This window comes from Parapedobacter sp. 2B3 (assembly GCF_041925275.1).
Lineage (GTDB): Bacteria > Bacteroidota > Bacteroidia > Sphingobacteriales > Sphingobacteriaceae > Parapedobacter > Parapedobacter pyrenivorans_A.
This window is the reverse complement of sequence record NZ_JBHEUZ010000014.1, coordinates 83104-100811: the sequence shown is the minus strand read 5'-3', so window position 1 is coordinate 100811 and position 17708 is coordinate 83104. Positions and strand designations below refer to the sequence as shown.

The following is a 17708-nucleotide window of genomic DNA, read 5'->3' as shown; positions in this document are numbered from 1 at the left end:
TTATTGAGGGGTAATCGTTTCAGCTTGCTATTGGTCATGCCTGCCGGGGTGTTACGCCCCGGCAGGCCTTCCCTTCTATCGGTTGGTTACGCGGATAATTGCCACAGGACCCTTAGCCGTTTTCCATTCGCCACCATTGCGGTAACGGAGGATGTAATAGTAAGTGCCTTCAGCCAGGCTTCCGCCGTCCCAATCGTTATTGTAGTTATCGCTCTTGTACACTTGGTTACCCCATCTGTTGACCACCGTCAGTTCCCTGCCTTGGTATTGCAGCAGGTTTTTGATAACGAAGCGGTCGTTCAAACCATCCCCATTCGGGGTGAATACATTCGGGATGTGCAAGGTTGCGTCCACCGGAATCGGATCCGTATCGTCCTCGTCGTCCGGGTCGTCCGTATCGGGATTGCTGTCGGGGCCCCAAACGGTAATGCCATTCGTAATGGTTCCCGTGGCCGTTTCCGCCACTGTGGCAGTGATCCGTACGGATATCGTTGCTCCCACACCCACTACGCCTGTTGTGGTCAACGTTGCCGTGTTTCCTGTACCACTCACCGTTGCCGCACCCGAAATGATTTCATACCCGGTGATGGTAACACCGGTTCCCGGGCGCTCTCGTAACGGGATGACCTTACCGGCCTCGATAGCCAGCGGGCCATTGTTTGTTACGGTTACGGTGAACGTAGTAGATTCGCCCGCGGTTACCAGCGACTGATCCGCCACCTTCTCAATGCTGAGCGTGTAGGGCCGATCCACCGGAATCTCGGGGGTTTCATCTTCATCATCTTCGTCGTCCGTCCCGGGATCTTTATCCGGTCCCCATACAGCAATGCCGTTGGAAATCGTCGCTCCAGCCGGGGCCGTAACGTCTGCCGACACCGTAAACGTAATGGTCGCTCCCACCCCGATTGCGGCGGTGGTTGTGAGTTGCGGAGTGTTTCCGGTTCCGTCTACCGTCGCATTGCCCGAGGTCACTGCATAGCCGGTGATGGTTATCCCGTTGCTTGGCCGCTCTTCCACAGCGATCGTTTCGCCCACCGCAATGGTGGCCGGACCGTTGTTCGTTACCGTTACGGTAAACGACGTGGTGCCACCTGTTATCACGCGTTCGTCGTTGGCCACCTTGGTGACACTCAGTACGGACACGTGGTCTACCGGAATCGGCGGGGTATCGTCATCGTCATCTTTCGGATCGGTATCCGGATCTTTATCCGGACCCCATACGTCGATGCCGTTGGTGATGGTTTCGCCCGCGTTCGCGGCGATGTCGGCAGTCACTTTCACCACAATCGTTCCGCCCACAGCGATGGCTGCGCTGGTGGTTACGGTGGCGGTATTGCCGCTACCATTAGCCGTACCGTTGCCACTGGTCACTTCGTAGCCGGTGATGGTAACACCCGCACCGGGTCGCTCTGTCAAGCTGATTACCTCACCACTGGCAACCACGGCTGGCCCATTGTTGGTGATGGTCAGCGTAAAGGTAGTGCTCTCACCTGCTCTCACACGTGCTTGGTCAGCTACCTTTGTGATGCCCAACACGGCATCACGATCAACCGGAATGGGTGGTGTATCGTCCTCATCATCTTCCGGATCGGTATCGGGATCCTTATCCGGTCCCCAAACCGTAATACCATTGGTGATGGTTTCACCTGCGTTCGCCGCGATATCGGCGGTCACCTTCACCACAATCGTCGCACCCACGGTAATCTTGCCGGTGGTTGTCAACACCGCCGTATTGCCATTGTCGATTACCGTCGCCGCACCACTAGTTACTTCGTAGCCCGTTATGGTTACGCCGTCGCCGGGGCGTTCCGTGAGGTTGATGTCCTTGCCTACTTCAATGACCGATGGTCCGTTGTTGGTAATGGTCAGGGTGAAGCTGGTGCTTTCACCTGCCTTTACACGCGCTTCGTCGGCCACTTTCGTAATGCTCAGGTTCGACTTGCGATCAACCGGAATCGGCGGCGTATCGTCGTCGTCATCTTTCGGATCGTTTTCCGGGTCCTTATCCGGTCCCCATACGTCGATGCCGTTGTTCACCGTCGCCGGCGCATCGGCGTCGACATCCGCCGTTACGGTCAGAGCGATGGTGCCACCCACCGGTATGGTGGTATTCGTAGTTACCGTTGCGGCATTGCCACTACCATTGGCTGTCGCGTTGCCGCTGGTTACTTCGTAATCCGTAATCGTAAGTCCAGGGCTCGGACGTTCGCCGAGTTTGATGACATCGCCGCTGTGCATGGCTCCTGGCCCTTCGTTGGTGATGGTCACCGTGAAGGTAATGGGTTCTCCCGCGGTCGCACGGTCGGCATCCGCTGTTTTCGTAATAGATAGCAGCGAAGTACAATCGTTTATAACGGGAGTCACAGCTAGACGTTCTACACTTTCACAGTTGTCGCCCGTTTGCGTTGCGTAATAGGTTACGCCATCCTCAAGTACGGTCGTTTCCGGCAGTACGTCGGTTGACGTAGCGGAAGCGTACCACTTGATTGCCGTACCGATGGCGTCTAGGTCCGCCAGCGTCCTATTGTCGGTTTCGCAGAACTCAGGTGCATTATTGTCTATGGTGGGTGCTGGCGTAACCGTAATCGTCACTTCGACGGCCGTGCGCGCTATGCTCTCACAGTTGTCGCCAACCTGGGCGGCGTAATAGGTACCGTCTACCAGTGCGGTTGTCGGCGCGAGTGGTGTACCGCCCGTAGCCGCCGTATACCAGATCACCGTGCCCGTAGCTCCGTCCTCGTTCAAATCAGCTACCGTGGCCGCATCGATCTCGCAGAAGACCTGCTCAAGCTCGGTCAATGCCGGCGGCGGGGTCTTGGTGATCGTCACTTCGACCGCCGTACGCGATACACTTTCGCAGTTGTCGCCAACTTGTGCGGCATAGTACGTGCCGTCAACCAATGCAGCCGTCGGAAGGAGTGCTGTGCCGCCCGTAGCCGCCGTATACCAGATCACCGTGCCCGTAGCGCCATCGTCGTTCAGGTCAGCTACCGTAGCCGCATCGATCTCGCAGAAGACCTGCTCAAGCTCGGTCAATGCCGGTGGCGGGGTCTTGGTGATCGTCACTTCGACCGCAGTGCGCGATACACTTTCGCAGTTGTCACCTACTTGTGCGGCATAGTACGTGCCGTCAACCAATGCAGCCGTCGGAAGCAGCGGTGTGCCGCCCGTAGCCGCCGTATACCAAATCACCGTGCCCGTAGCTCCGTCCTCGTTCAAATCAGCTACCGTAGCCGCATCGATCTCGCAGAAGACCTGCTCAAGCTCGGTCAATGCCGGCGGCGGGGTCTTGGTGATGGTCACTTCGACCGCAGTGCGCAATACACTTTCGCAGTTGTCACCTACTTGTGCGGCATAGTACGTGCCGTCAACCAATGCAGCCGTCGGAAGGAGTGCTGTGCCGCCGGTAGCCGCCGTATACCAGATCACCGTGCCCGTGGCTCCATCCTCGTTCAGGTCGGCTACCGTGGCCGCATCGATCTCGCAGAAGACCTGCTCAAGCTCAGTCAATGCCGGCGGTGGGGTCTTGGTGATTGTAACCGTCACTTCCGTACGCAATACACTTTCGCAGTTGTCACCTACTTGTGCGGCATAGTACGTGCCGTCAACCAATGCAGCCGTCGGAAGGAGTGCTGTGCCGCCGGTAGCCGCCGTATACCAGATCACCGTGCCCGTGGCTCCATCCTCGTTCAGGTCGGCTACCGTGGCCGCATCGATCTCGCAGAAGACCTGCTCAAGCTCGGTCAATGCCGGCGGCGGGGTCTTGGTGATCGTCACTTCGACCGCCGTACGCGATACACTTTCGCAGTTGTCGCCAACTTGTGCGGCATAGTACGTGCCGTCAACCAATGCAGCCGTCGGAAGGAGTGCTGTGCCGCCGGTAGCCGCCGTATACCAGATCACCGTGCCCGTGGCTCCATCCTCGTTCAGGTCGGCTACCGTGGCCGCATCGATCTCGCAGAAGACCTGCTCCAGTTCCGTCAATGCCGGCGGCGGGGTCTTGGTGATTGTAACCGTCACTTCCGTACGCAATACACTTTCGCAGCTTGCACCGATTTGGGCAGCATAATACGTGCCGTCAACAAGTGCCTCGGTTGGCAACAGCGGTGTGCCGCCCGTAGCCGCCGTATACCAGATCACCGTGCCCGTAGCGCCATCGTCGTTCAGATCAGCTACCGTAGCCGCATCGATCTCGCAGAAGACCTGCTCAAGCTCGGTCAATGCCGGTGGCGGGGTCTTGGTGATTGTAACCGTCACTTCCGTACGCAATACACTTTCGCAGTTGTCACCTACTTGTGCAGCATAGTACGTACCGTCAACGAGTGCCGTAGTTGGGTCTAGCGGTGTCCCGCCACTCATTGCATCATACCATACAACCGTACCAGCAGCTCCAGCGGTATTCAAGCTGGCTACTGTAGGCGCATCTATTTCGCAGAAGACCTGCTCAAGCTCGGTCAATGCCGGTGGCGGGGTCTTGGTGATTGTAACCGTCACTTCCGTACGCAATACACTTTCGCAGTTGTCACCTACTTGTGCAGCATAGTACGTACCGTCAACGAGTGCCGTAGTTGGGTCTAGCGGTGTCCCGCCACTCATTGCATCATACCATACAACCGTACCAGCAGCTCCAGCGGTATTCAAGCTGGCTACTGTAGGCGCATCTATTTCGCAGAATACTTGTTCCAATTGGGCTAACGCAGGCGGAGGTGTTGCCGTAACGGTCACCATTACTTCCGTACGGATTATACTTTCACATCCATCTGTAATCTGCGAAGCGTAATATAAACCAGTAGCAAGTGCATCGCCCGGACTAAGTGGTGTCCCACCTGTGGAAGCCGAGTACCAGCGAACGTCACCCGTAGCGCCGTCTTCGTTCAGGTTGGCAACCGTAGGCGCATCTATTTCACAGAACACCTGTTCCAGTTCCGTCAGTGCCGGCGGCAGTGCCTCTTTCACGATAACGGTGATGGGCGTCCGCTCCCCTACCTCGCAAGAACCAAAACGAATGGTTTGCAGGTACAGCGTATGCGTGCCCGATGGCAAACTGGGAACATCTGCCACGACCGTTCCATCTACTGTGGTATATAAAATATAACTTGTACAATCATCCGGGTCGGGAATTACAATATCCCCTCCCGGGCAAATTTCAAAGGTATTATCCGCATTTGGACCAACAATCGGCGTCGGGATTTTGCGGGTAATTTCAAATACGCGCAATTGATCCAATACGCTAACTACCCCACCGTATAGTATCTTAATCCGGTCAAAAGGCGCGTTCGCGATGAATTGAATCGTTGCCTCCTCTTCACCCGGAAGCAGGTTGATTTTCAATAAGGCAGGATCGTTATGGATGGGTGCACCTACGGCAGCATTCCCTAAATACGGCTGGATGGTAAAATTATCCAATAAGCCGACATTCAGCAAGGCACCCGGTTTACCCACCTTAATGGTTACGGTATCGCCCGTCAGTGCCGGAGTGCCGTAGACGACCTCCAATTTGCTATAGGCATTGGCGCCGACGGTGTTGGTAAGGGTCGCATAGGAAGTTTCATCTTCATCCACGGCATCCCAAGGGTCGGAGACGCCCGTGAGGCCCGTCACAAGGTTAAGTACACCAATCGGGAACTCCATGCCTCCCAACACATCTATTACCCCATTTGGTTCGGCACAATCCGGCGTTCCGGATTCATGGTAGTAAGCATGGTAAATCCGGGCGGATTGTGCTACACTAAGTACCGACGAAAGTGCCACCCGCACACCACGGTAATCTTGTGTTGGCGCGAACGTATATTCGAATACGTTAACCCCGTTTACAACAGAAGCCAGATTCGGATCGACCCATTGGCGGCTGCCCACGTCGTTTCCGCTGGCATCCACCGCTTGGATATAAATACCACCGATGACACCGGCAACCCCGTATTCTTTCGCCAGCTTCACGGTAACGGGCGTGCCGGCTGGTATGTCGCTATTCCAGGTCAAGGTTTGCGAAGTCTCACCGGTCAATCCCAACAGGCTGGTGGCCAACACTTCCGATATCGTTGAGTAGGTTGTCACATCTGACGAGGCCGCGGCTTGCGGCGATTGCACGTTCCCTAACGTAACAAGCCCCAATAAGGAAGCTACGGTACCGTTATTGGCGGCATCGTTGTACACGCGTGAGAATACCGGCGGACAATCACCGGGATTGTACACATTCACAACAACCGTCACGGCGGTTTGGCAACCTGTGACATCATCCGTAGCGATAAGCGTATAGGTGTAAGTACCAGCGGCGTCAAACGGGCCGAATGAAGTCACTGTGGCGCCGGTCTGATCTACCCATTCATAGCTTACACCCGGCAACACATTGTAGCCCGGAACAGCAACCGTTCCGCCGATTTCGATGGAATAGGATGCGGGATCGGTCAGGACAACTTCCGGTGCCGGATTAACCGTCACCGTGACTTCTTTCGCCGTACCCGGCACATTCTCACAAACCCCTTCGCCGATTACGGTTACGTAATAGGTTCCAGCCTCGACCGGGTTGATGGATAATGCGGGGCCCGTGAATATCAAGTTGTTCAATGCGGCATCGGAATACCAGTTAAATACCGGATCGGTTACGCCCGGAGCAGAGGCGGTCAATGTCACCGCACTGCCTTCACAGACCTCGGCATCGGCCACCACGATATCGGTGGCTATCGCCAACGTACAATTGGTTTGTATACGGAATACAGCCGTTTCCGTCTTATCACCGGTATTATCTTCATTGCGATACGTAGCCGTTGCAGCATTGTCAATTGGCGGAAACGACAAATCGAGGCTCGTTACTTGCGCGGTAAAGGTGAACGTTTGTGGTGCAGCACCGACCGCCAGCGAAGCAATGGTAAATTCTAAATCAGATCCAGTTACTGTACCACCACCGCTGTCGATAATAGTTAAGTTGCTTGGTACAGCATCTACCACCGCGATATTGGTCAACGTTTTATTCCCCGTATTGGTAATGGTCAGGGTATAGGTAATGATATCGCCCACCACGGCTTTTCCGGCACTTTCGATGTTATTGCTAACTCCACTCTTCGTAAAGTCGATGTCGTGCAAGGGCGTAACAGGGATATCGGTGCCTGTACCGCCACCGGTATCCGGATCGGTGGGCGTATCGTTATCCGCAGGGGGGTAGCTACCCGTAGGTGGCACGTCTGTGGCGCCTACGGTCGCTAGGTTATGGATAACATCTATGCCTGTCAGATCTTCATCGACGGTCACATAGAACGTCTGTCCGGCAGCCGTTGCACCCACTTCGATCGATGGAATCGTGAAACTCACTTCGCCACCGGCGAATGTACCGCCGGAAGCATAGGTGGTACCCAGCGGCACGGCATCGGTAATCGTTACGTTGGTTAATCGTTGATTACCGGTATTGCGCACAAAAACAGTGTATGCCACGGACTCGCCACCACCGACTGCATCGATGGAGGCATCGCCGTTTACGACATAGCTTTTCCAGGAAACCAACGAAGAGATCGGATCGACAGGTATGCGTGTAGGCGTACCCGGTGTAGCCGTTGGATCCGGCCCGGCTGTGGGGTCATCGTTGTCTGCCGGAGGTACCGTTTCCGTACCGGGATCCGTCGGATTGGCTTTCACGGTGGCCACGTTGCCGATTTCCGTTACACCCGTCAAATCGTTGTCGACAGTTACCTTAAAACTCACGGTTCCCGTAGCGCCTGCTGCGATGTTGATATTATCAAACGTAACCACTCCGGCCGCTTCCGTTCCACCTGAAGCCGCCACATACGTGGTATGCGCCGGTACCTCATCCGTGACGATAAACCCGTTGAGATCGGTCGTTCCGGTATTCCGTATATGGATGGTATAGGTTACTTCCTCACCACCGCTTACTGCGGTTTGCGTGCCCGGGAGCACATAGCTTTTCCAGCTTTCGAATTGGGGGGCGGCAATATCACACACTTTGGCGACTTCGTATAACCGCAACGGCGGCAATACGCTCGCAGCAACGAGGGCATTGATACCTACCGAGATCCGGTCAAAAGGCACACCCGGAACGAAAGGAACGGTAGCCATACCTCCATTGTTGAGCAGGTCTACCACGTTCACACCATTGACAATACCACTCTGCCAATCCAGCTCAGCGACTTCCGTTAAGCCGTTATAGGCTTTCAATTCGATGTTGCCGATCAATGAGAGGTCTACAGCACCTGTGCCGAACGAAATCGTCACATCCACTTGGTCATCGGCATCAGCGAGTTTGTTAAAGAATATATACTGCTTAACCGTTGCTCCAACTCCTGCCGTTCCCAAACTGATTTCCGAATAATTGGTGGTATTGCCATCAATTGCATGGGCCGCATTGGTTACGCCCACACCGGAAAGCCCACCGGCATCCAACGTCAGCCCCGACCCATCGAAGGAAGTGGCAAACGCCGGAGGACAGGCCGAAGTCGGCGTATCGAAACATACGCCATAGACGTTCATCGTATTTGGTTGGGCCAATAGACCCACTGCGGCATTGGTATGGTCCGTAATCCGGATGGTTTTATAGGCCTGACCCGGGGTCAGCGCAATGTAATAGCGCCCCAGGTTATCTTGGACAATCCGAATCCGATCGGTATTCGAACCGAATCCGTTGTTACTTGCACCAGACAATACCGAGGTGCCAGCACCGTTCTTCACATCTACGGAGAAGTAGTGGTTGCCGAGTAAAAGGCCATCCACGATGCCGGCCAATGTGCCGCCAAGGCTGCCACCCAACAATCCATTCAATAACGTAGGCTCAAAGTCAATCCGTACATACGAAGTCGTATTCGCCGGCACGGTCCCGGCAAAACCCATTTCTACAAAACCTTCAAACTGCCCGATCCCCAATAAACTGCCAGCACCCGAATTTAGGGTAGCGTAGCTATCGAAATCGTCATCAAAGAGATGCTGGATATCGTCCGCATTGGACGCATCAATTAAATCACTGGCGCAGGTAGGGTTTTCAAACGGAGACAACGTAGCAGGGTCTGGCGGGCAATCCGCACCGATCCGCTTTACACTGTACAAGCGCAACGGAGGTGTAAGCCCGGCACTCAATAAGGAGTTGAGTCCGACCACCACACGGTCATAAGCACCTGTAGGGACATAGCTCAGGGTCACGATTCCACCGGCCTCAAAGATATTCAACACATTCAAACCCGCAATCAGCCCATCCTGCACGGTAAAGTCATCTACCAATTGGCTGCCCAGGTAAGTTTGTATCTTATATCTACCAAGTGCATTGACATCCAATAAGCTTGGCGCCCCGACTTGTACCCGTACCTTTAATTCATCGCCGGGTGTTGACGGCCCGTTGAAATAGATGGTTTGGTTTACTTCAGCGGCAACAGCGGCCGTTCCCAGACTGATCTCGGAATAATCGGACGAATTGTCACTGATTGCGTTGTCCGCATTGGTCACCCCGGCACCATTGTCCAATATCCCTATTGTCAGGCCAGTGCCATCAGCCGATGTGGCGAAAGCAGGCAAACATGTGTCGTCGCTTGTCTCGAAACACAGGTCAAACACTTTCATCGATTTTTGCACACCGGTTCCCAGTAGACTGGAAACATGGTCCGTAATCCGGATGTATTGGTAAGGGGTGTTGGGCGTTATGGCAATGTAATACCGGCCGATTTTATCCTGCACGATCGTGACCACCCCGCCAGTCGTTGTATCGAATGTATTGGCGCTGGATCCCGACAAAACAGAAGCGCCTCCCTCGGTAAGTTTAGCCTCCACCGTGAAATAATGGTCGCCCAATACCAACCCGCCTACACCGGAAAGGAGTTGGCCAATCGATCCATTTACTAGGCGTTCAAGTATATCGTCTTCTACATCAATGCGCACATAGGAGGTCTGGTTGGCACCGAGCTGTATTGGCAATTTCATTTCAAGATAACCGGCCACGGGCGAACTCACCAGTAACGTGCCGTTGCTTGCATTTAATGTAGCGTAGGTTTCGTTGTTGCCATCCGCTGCATTTGCTGCGAAATCCACATGCTCAAAAGCGACCAATTCCGAAGCGCACGATGGAATATCCAACGGACTTTCTGTTGGCGACGGCGTGGGCAGGTTCGGGTCGGGACAGCCGGGGCCGTAACGCTGAACATCGTAGACTTTCACGGATGAACTTGCCGCGCTCAGCCCAATGAGTGCATTCACACGGATTTCGATCCGGTCAAATTCTTTGGAAGGGCCAAAGGTGAATGTGGCGGGCTGACCGCTTTGCAAGAGCGATAGGGCGTCCAGTCCATTAATAATACCACCGGCCAATGAACGCTTGTACACTTCTTGCGTACCGTTCCATGCTACAATCTCATAGGCGCCCAACAGGTTGGCACTGAGTGTCTCGCTCGTGTTGATCGCGAGTTTTACCGTGAAATGATGGAAAGGTGTAGCCGGCGTTGGGAAGTCAACGTATTGCGACATGGATGCCGCAACGCCCAATAGACCTACGTTAATTTCAGAGAACGTATTGCTTGCATCGCCATCGATTGCAAAATGAGGATTGGATACGCCCGTATTCCCCAGTTCTAATAAATCAAGTGTAATCCCCGTTCCATCGAACGATGTGGCGGAAGCAGGTGTACAATCCGTTAAACCATCAAGGTAATATGCATTATATACAAAAAAACGTTTAACGGGCGCAACCAAACCTAACGCAGCGTCACTTTGGTTTTCGATAACCACTTGATTATACGCGGCATCTGGTGTAATAGCCAATAGATAATGTCCTTCTGCATTACGCACCAGTTTTAATCGGATATCGGGAAAACCATTTTTACTATTCGCACTTAACAGCGAACCCCCGCCATTATTATAGACCTCTACTTTAAAGAAATGATCACCAAGCAACAGACCGTCCACCAATCCGGTTACTATATTCCCTATACTTCCCCCCAATAAGGCGTCCAATAAACCGTCCTCTTCCGCGCCTATACGCACATAAGTTGTTGTATTAGCCGGCAGTTCGGTTGAAAACTGGAATCCAAGTTTCCCGTTATACTTCCCAATCCCAAGTGCTGCTCCTGGCCAAGCATTCAGCGTTGCAAATTGCTCATCATCGACGTTTGCATTTGTTGCATTGTCGACGTTTTCATCTTGGTAGACGGTTGCCGGCACTTTCGTCTGCCCCACCACATCCCCCACCAAACCTGGGGAGCAAAGCAACAATGGAACGAGCACGAGTGTGTAGAAAAAGCGCAAAAAAGAAAATTTCGGATAAGTAGATGATGTTTCCATTTAGCTATGGGATTATAATCGTAAAATGTTTTTCAATAGATAATGTATAGTTCGGCCGCCGCATTCACGTTCCAACCGCGTTATACGACGGGCCAATGTTTTTCGTAGTAGGTAATCGAAGCGTTTACTAAAAGCAAACCCCTTCCTTATTTGCTGGCCGACAATGAATTACAGAAAATCCACTATCAAGCCAAAAACGGTATGGTTATTGCAACTATCTCTCCGGTAGATGTTTTGACATTTCTGGGGAGCGGCCTCGCTCTCCGGAAGTGTCTATTTTCACCAGATCCCTGGCCAACCCATCCGCTTTGCACGCAAATATAGCTTGGTCGTTACACCAAACCTTTGTTCACTATGTTCATTTTAATGAATACCATTCATTTCGTTCACGTAGTATATCACCCCTCCATGTACCACGGATTTTTCCTAAGTTTGGCGCAGGAAACCTTATGAATAATTGATTTTTTGCCCGTACCGGGGGAAAGAGGCAGCAGCAGCGTAGGGCATGGGTGATGGATACCACTGCATGGGCGTTAACCACAGCCGAGCAGGTGCATTCAAAGTATTCATCAAATAGTTACCGAGGACGAAAGAAATATCTTATTTTTGGAGACAGCCTTTGCTAATCGCGAAAACTTGATGAAACTGGCTATTTTAGCAAAATGGTTACCCGGCAATAGTTATAAATAAAAACACAACAGCTATGCAGCATTATCAGTAACCGATGATTCGAAAAACAATCAACGTGTAACCGAAACCGTTGATACCGTGACGCAGCCATCGGCATAAACATCTACATCCTATGCTATGAAAACATATTTACATGCTTATTTTGATAAGCTAAAATTGCTCGTATTAAAGAAAGCAAAAATCGCCCAATTGGTGCCGGCCGACTGTTACCGGCTGGCGCTCGAAATCAAAGTAACCACTAACAAAAGCGTAAGCGAAACCACGCTAAAGCGGGTATTCGGGTTCGCCTCCTCCATACACCAGCCTTCCATCTATACATTGAACGCATTGGCAGAATATTGTGGTTTCGAAAGCTGGGACAACTTTTACACCGACCTCGAGCAGAGCAAACTGCATACCGCACAGCAACGGACGTGGGGCGAAATTTCACTGAACGCCACAAAAATCAGCCTGTTCAATATCCAAAGCAATAAGTATAAGTGTGGCATACCCTATCATTTGACCATAGATAGAGAATACATCAACCAATTCGCCGAGCGGTTCCTCTCCAGCGGAGCAACCACCGGCATCCTCCATGGTCACGTGGGCTGCGGTAAAACCATCGCAGTATCGCGCTGGGTGGAAAAGCAGATCGGCCAGATACACGTCGATTCATCCAATGACATCTACCTGTTTACCAATGGCCTTTCCCTGCTGCAGGGTACGGCGTTCGGTTACCACAGCAACCGCTGGCTGGCCCATCTCCTGGGGTTCGAAACCACCGAACTCCTAGATAGTTTTATGGAAGAACACCGCAAAGGGGCTCCGGGTAATTTCTACCTCATCATCGATGAGCTACATAGCGACCTGGTGGCCGATAGGCAATTCTACATGGTGATTTCCCAATTCATGGACATGGTCAACCACTTCGCCCAATTTACGTGGTTCCGCATCGTACTCATGCTACGTACCGCCTCGTTGCTGAAGTTCGAGGACCTATTCAGGGAAACGGTCATCAACCCCCAATGGTTTTCGCTGCAGCTTGGCGGGCAACCCAGGGAAGCTGCCGGCATGCCGCCATTTTCGCATGCCGAACTCCACCAGCTGGCACAAAATATCAACGGATCATTCAGACCCTATCCGGCGCTGCGGACCCGAAACACCCAGCTCATCCATACGCCTTTGTTTTTCCAGTACTACTACGAGCTGGTTGGCGACCGCTTGGACCCCAACCAGGTCACGTCGTTCAAAGAATACCTTATCATCATCCAATACCTGAAAAAGAAAGTGTTCAACGGCGTGAATACGCTTGGCAAACAATCACTCTTGGAAGAACTGTCGCCAGCGATAGAGCAGCAGGACGGCCGGTTGCAGGTTAACAGGAAGGCAGCCTACCCAGCCATCAGACAGCACCGGGTGGCCTACAACGACCTGCTTTATTCGGGCCTGCTGCATGAAACAACTTGCGACTTCGAAGTGCGGCAGCAAACCGTGGTGCAATTTCAATCGGACACCATTGCGAATTACTTCATTGCGCTCGAATTATTCAACGGGTATACCGATATAGAGGGGCTAATCGATTCGGTAAGTACATCACCCCTCGATGAAAACGCGAAAAGGGAACAGCTGAAGTGGTTGCTACTCTTCCAAATCAAGTCGGGAGACCTCCGGTTGGTCAATCAGTTGGAACATATCCCATTCATCGGAAGCGATACGTTCGATGTCATCTCCTTCGTCTGTGATGGCCTCTATAGGCTAGCCAGACGCGATACGGCATTATGCGAGAAAATCAACGAAGGGCTCCAGCATGCATCCTTCCTTGACTATATGCTCCGTTATATCAGTTTCCAGACCGAGTTCGAACCTAACCTTGAGAAGCTGCTCTTTTTCGACCTGACGGAAAAACATGAGATCTCCCTACGCAGCAAGTTGGCTACCATAGCGCTATTGAAATGGGATGAAGAGGCCCTGCTCAAACAGCTCGAACCGCTCGCTGCCCTGCCACCGGAAGCATACACGCCTTTTGCCATCAACCCGTTTCTCCTATTGTCTTACCTATACCAGCGCTTCAAGGGCGGCACCATCGACCAACAGGCTATGCGCGAATTGAACGCATTGCCTTACCGCCTGCCATTGGCAAAGACGTTGGCCGCGCCGTTCCATATCGATGTATTGCTTTACCTCTACATGAAGGTGTCTGGCAACAAGGCAGTGACGCTTCCCTACCAGGAACTCATCGATAAGCGACTTGAAAAAACAGCCACGGCAAACCGATTCGAAACCGATGTGGAAATATTGATCAATGCATTCTACCTATGGGAGAATGGGCGGGGTGAGGAAGCTTTGTCTCGCGTAAAGCGACTTTCGCTAAATGCACACAATAATTCCACATACCAACTGCTATATATTATTTTCCTGCTGCAAACGAGCGATGCCGCGAGTAGCCATGACGTAGTAGAAATCGGCCAACGCGCCATTGCCCTTTGCGAAGCCCGCGGCTTCAAGCTACTTGAAGCCTACTGCCGCTTCCTGATGCTGGAACGGGTTTCAAAAGAGGAGCGCATCCAGCATATCAACAACCTCAAGTTCCAATTTGCCGCATACGGCTATACAGCTGGATTGGGAGCGCTGTCAAAGCGGTACGGTTAAACGACCGTAGCGGTCAATACGGCAGATTCAACTTTTTAAAGATGAAATGCCAAAGCCAGATAGGTCCTAGCAACAGTAACTTGAGGAAGCTACGGAACGGAACGGCTACCTTTTCCATGTTTTTACCGATGTAAAGCGCCAGCAACGACGCCATCAATAAACAAGCGCATACCGACCAAACCGGGGGTCCACCAGCTTGCTCTACATATTCTAACCGGACAATCAAAAAACTGTATATCCCGGTGGTGAGCAGCATCGCATACGACAAGGTAGGTGCTAAACGGAGGTAGTAATAAACCATCCCCGCAATGAAAAACGACCCCCAGTTGATAAAGGTATCATAGCCGTATTTCTTCAGGAAAGCAACCTCCGGAAAAGGCACCATCCATACCAAGCCCAATATCGAAAATGCGAAAACAGGAAGTGCTATCCACTGGACGATCTGGTTCACCGGATGCCGGTATTGGCGGTTGAATGTTTCGAAACAGACGTCCACCGGCCGTTTCGGCACCTCCGGTATCGATTTCTGTGTTTTGACTCCTGACTTACGACTCACAATTAGTGACTTACGACTAATGACATACGACTATTTATTTCGCATAAGAAACCGACCGTGTTTCACGGATGACCGTTACTTTGATCTGCCCGGGGTAGGTCATTTCCGTCTGGATACGGGTGGATATATCCGCTGCCAACAATTCGGCTTCCTGATCGGATACCCGTTCGCTTTCAACTACCACCCGCAATTCGCGCCCTGCCTGGATGGCAAAGGTTTTTTCCACACCCGGATAAGACAACGCCAATTCTTCCAGCTCCTTCAGCCGCTTGATGTAGTTTTCCACGACTTCCCGCCGGGCGCCGGGGCGGGCGCCGGAAATGGCGTCACAGGCCTGCACGATCGGCGATATCAACGATGTCATTTCGATCTCGTCGTGGTGGGCACCGATGGCATTGCACACTTCGGGGTGTTCCTTGTATTTCTCTGCCAGTTGCATGCCCAGGATGGCGTGCGGCAACTCCGGGTTGTCATCCGGCACCTTGCCGATATCATGCAGTAATCCGGCACGCTTGGCCAGTTTCACATTCAGCCCAAGCTCAGATGCCATTGTCGCCGCGAAGTTGGCCACTTCGCGCGAGTGTTGGAGCAGGTTCTGCCCGTAGGATGAGCGGTAACGCATCCGTCCCACCATCCGTATCAATTCGGGGTGAAGCCCGTGGATGCCCAGATCGATCACCGTCCGCTCACCAATTTCCACAATTTCATCTTCGATCTGCTTCTTGGTCTTCGCTACCACCTCTTCGATACGTGCAGGGTGTATACGCCCGTCCGTTACCAACCGGTGCAACGCCAGCCGCGCAATCTCCCTGCGTACGGGATCAAACCCCGAGAGGATGATGGCCTCAGGGGTGTCGTCAACGATGATCTCCACACCCGTGGCAGCTTCCAGCGCCCGGATATTGCGTCCCTCACGGCCAATGATACGCCCCTTGATTTCGTCGTTTTCAATATTGAAGATAGACACCGTGTTTTCGATGGCGCTTTCGGTAGCGGTGCGTTGTATCGTTTGGATGACCACTTTCTTGGCTTCCTTGGTGGCGGTAAGCTTCGCCTCATCCACGATGTCCTTGATCTGGATGATTGCCTTGGAACGGGCCTCCTCCTTGAGGTTTTCGATCAGCTGCGCACTGGCTTCTTCGGCCGAAAGGCCAGCAATGGTTTCCAGTTGTTTGATGTGCTGCGCTTTGAGCTGCTCCACCTCCTTTTGCTTCTTTTCGCTGATCTCCGTAAGCCGCTCCAGGTTTTTGCGCTGGTTCTCGACCTCTTGCTTCTCACGATTCAGGGTTTCCAGCTTCTGGTTGAGCGACTGCTCTTTCTGCCGGATGCTGTTTTCGCGTTGATTAAGGTTATTGTTCTTCTGGTTGGTTTCCTTCTCGTGCTCCGCTTTCAGTTGCAGGAATTTCTCCTTCGCCTCCAGCTGGCGCTGCTTCTTCAGGTGTTCGCCTGCCTGCTCCGCTTCCTTAAGTATCTTCTTGGCCTTGTTTTGGGCCGCCACCTCTTGCCGCTTAAATAAAACCCGCAGCGCAAAGCGGCCGATGACCACCCCCACTGCAAATGCTATGATAATGTATATGATATCCATGTTTTGTTTGTTTTTTGCTATTTGCTTGTTTGTTATTTGCTGTTTTGCTGTTTGCTTGTTTGCTGCATGCAAATCGCAAAGAGCGAAATGCAAAGCGCAGAAAAAAAAGTAAAAAAAAACCGCAATTAAATGAATCGGGTCTCATGTATCATAAACTTCATCTACACAGGTTTAGCGTATTGATCCTGACCAGATGGCTATCGCAAAATGGCCTACATCTCATTTACGCCTTGTGATATTGAAGCGTTAAGTTTAAAATAGTGAAACCCGAATTTAACTGCGGTTAATTCGTTGTTTAAAGCTCTATCCTATCAATAAGAACGTTATTTGTTAAAAAATTCAGTCAACATACCGTCCAACTCGTCTACCGCCTTTGCAATCCCCGCGTCATCCGCACTTGTTTTCCGTTCCGCTTTCAGCATCCCGGTGGCGTAATGAAGTACACTCATCGATAATAAATCCTGCTTATCCCTTACGGCGTAGTTTTCCTGAAATTCTTTAATCCTGTCGTTTATCAATTTAGCCGCTCGCCGGATAACCTCCTCCTCTGCCATGTCTACCCGCAATGGGTAAATCCGGTCCGCGATGTTTATTTTTATGGAAATCTCTCCCATGTTTGAGCTAATTCACCATTTCTCACGCACTGCCCACTACTTGAGCAACTCGATACACTTATCTATTTCTCGCACAAAATCGTTAATTTTTTGTTTTGTGTCAAGTATTTTTTCATTTATCCCCGCCTCACCTACTTCAACCTCATCCAACGAACGGGCTACCGTAAGCGCTTTCACTTTTTCTTCTAACTGCTTATTCTTGTCGATGCTCGTATCAACCGCCACTTTCAACGACTGCACCTCCAGCTTCAGCATATCATTCTCCGCCTGCAAAGACCCGCATAAATCCAACAATTTACGCGTATTCGCCACCACACCGGTCAGTTGTTTCGCTAATGAGGACATTGTTGCTTTTTGCTATTTGCTTTTTTGC

At 52.1% G+C, this 17708-nt stretch carries 6 protein-coding genes; 1 reads left to right on the top strand and 5 read right to left on the bottom strand.

The window, feature by feature from the left end; all coding sequences use genetic code 11:
- Positions 1–75: 75 nt before the first annotated feature.
- On the bottom strand, positions 76–11262 hold the full coding sequence (locus ACEVG1_RS15835) for a gliding motility-associated C-terminal domain-containing protein (protein ID WP_374744689.1): 11187 nt from the start codon (positions 11260–11262) through the stop codon (positions 76–78).
- Positions 11263–12069: 807 nt separating this feature from the next.
- Here ACEVG1_RS15835 and ACEVG1_RS15830 point away from each other — a divergent pair.
- Positions 12070–14580: a hypothetical protein gene (locus ACEVG1_RS15830; protein ID WP_374744688.1), complete on the top strand. Its 2511-nt coding sequence runs from the start codon at positions 12070–12072 to the stop codon at positions 14578–14580.
- A gap of 13 nt (positions 14581–14593) precedes the next feature.
- On the opposite strand, the gene ACEVG1_RS15825 is transcribed toward ACEVG1_RS15830, so the two are convergent.
- The 4 genes from ACEVG1_RS15825 to ACEVG1_RS15810 form a co-directional block, all read right to left on the bottom strand.
- The gene (locus tag ACEVG1_RS15825; protein WP_374744687.1) at positions 14594–15136 is read right to left on the bottom strand and encodes a hypothetical protein; all 543 of its coding nucleotides are present in this window, start codon (positions 15134–15136) and stop codon (positions 14594–14596) included.
- Between the two features lie 34 nt (positions 15137–15170).
- Positions 15171–16721, bottom strand: a complete 1551-nt coding sequence (gene rny, locus ACEVG1_RS15820; protein ID WP_374744686.1) for a ribonuclease Y — start codon at positions 16719–16721, stop codon at positions 15171–15173.
- Between the two features lie 323 nt (positions 16722–17044).
- Positions 17045–17335, bottom strand: coding sequence for a cell division protein ZapA (locus tag ACEVG1_RS15815; protein ID WP_374744685.1), 291 nt, complete (start codon positions 17333–17335; stop codon positions 17045–17047).
- A 36-nt stretch (positions 17336–17371) separates the two neighbouring features.
- Positions 17372–17680, bottom strand: a complete 309-nt coding sequence (locus ACEVG1_RS15810) for a hypothetical protein (protein ID WP_374744684.1) — start codon at positions 17678–17680, stop codon at positions 17372–17374.
- Between the last annotated feature and the right edge of the window lie 28 nt (positions 17681–17708).

Coding starts and splice junctions, on each gene's coding strand:
- ACEVG1_RS15810 (WP_374744684.1), bottom strand. CDS start 17,680: ATGTCCTCATTAGCGAAACAACTGACCGGTGTGGTGGCGAATACGCGT.
- ACEVG1_RS15815 (WP_374744685.1), bottom strand. CDS start 17,335: ATGGGAGAGATTTCCATAAAAATAAACATCGCGGACCGGATTTACCCA.
- rny (WP_374744686.1), bottom strand. CDS start 16,721: ATGGATATCATATACATTATCATAGCATTTGCAGTGGGGGTGGTCATC.
- ACEVG1_RS15835 (WP_374744689.1), bottom strand. CDS start 11,262: ATGGAAACATCATCTACTTATCCGAAATTTTCTTTTTTGCGCTTTTTC.
- ACEVG1_RS15830 (WP_374744688.1), top strand. CDS start 12,070: ATGAAAACATATTTACATGCTTATTTTGATAAGCTAAAATTGCTCGTA.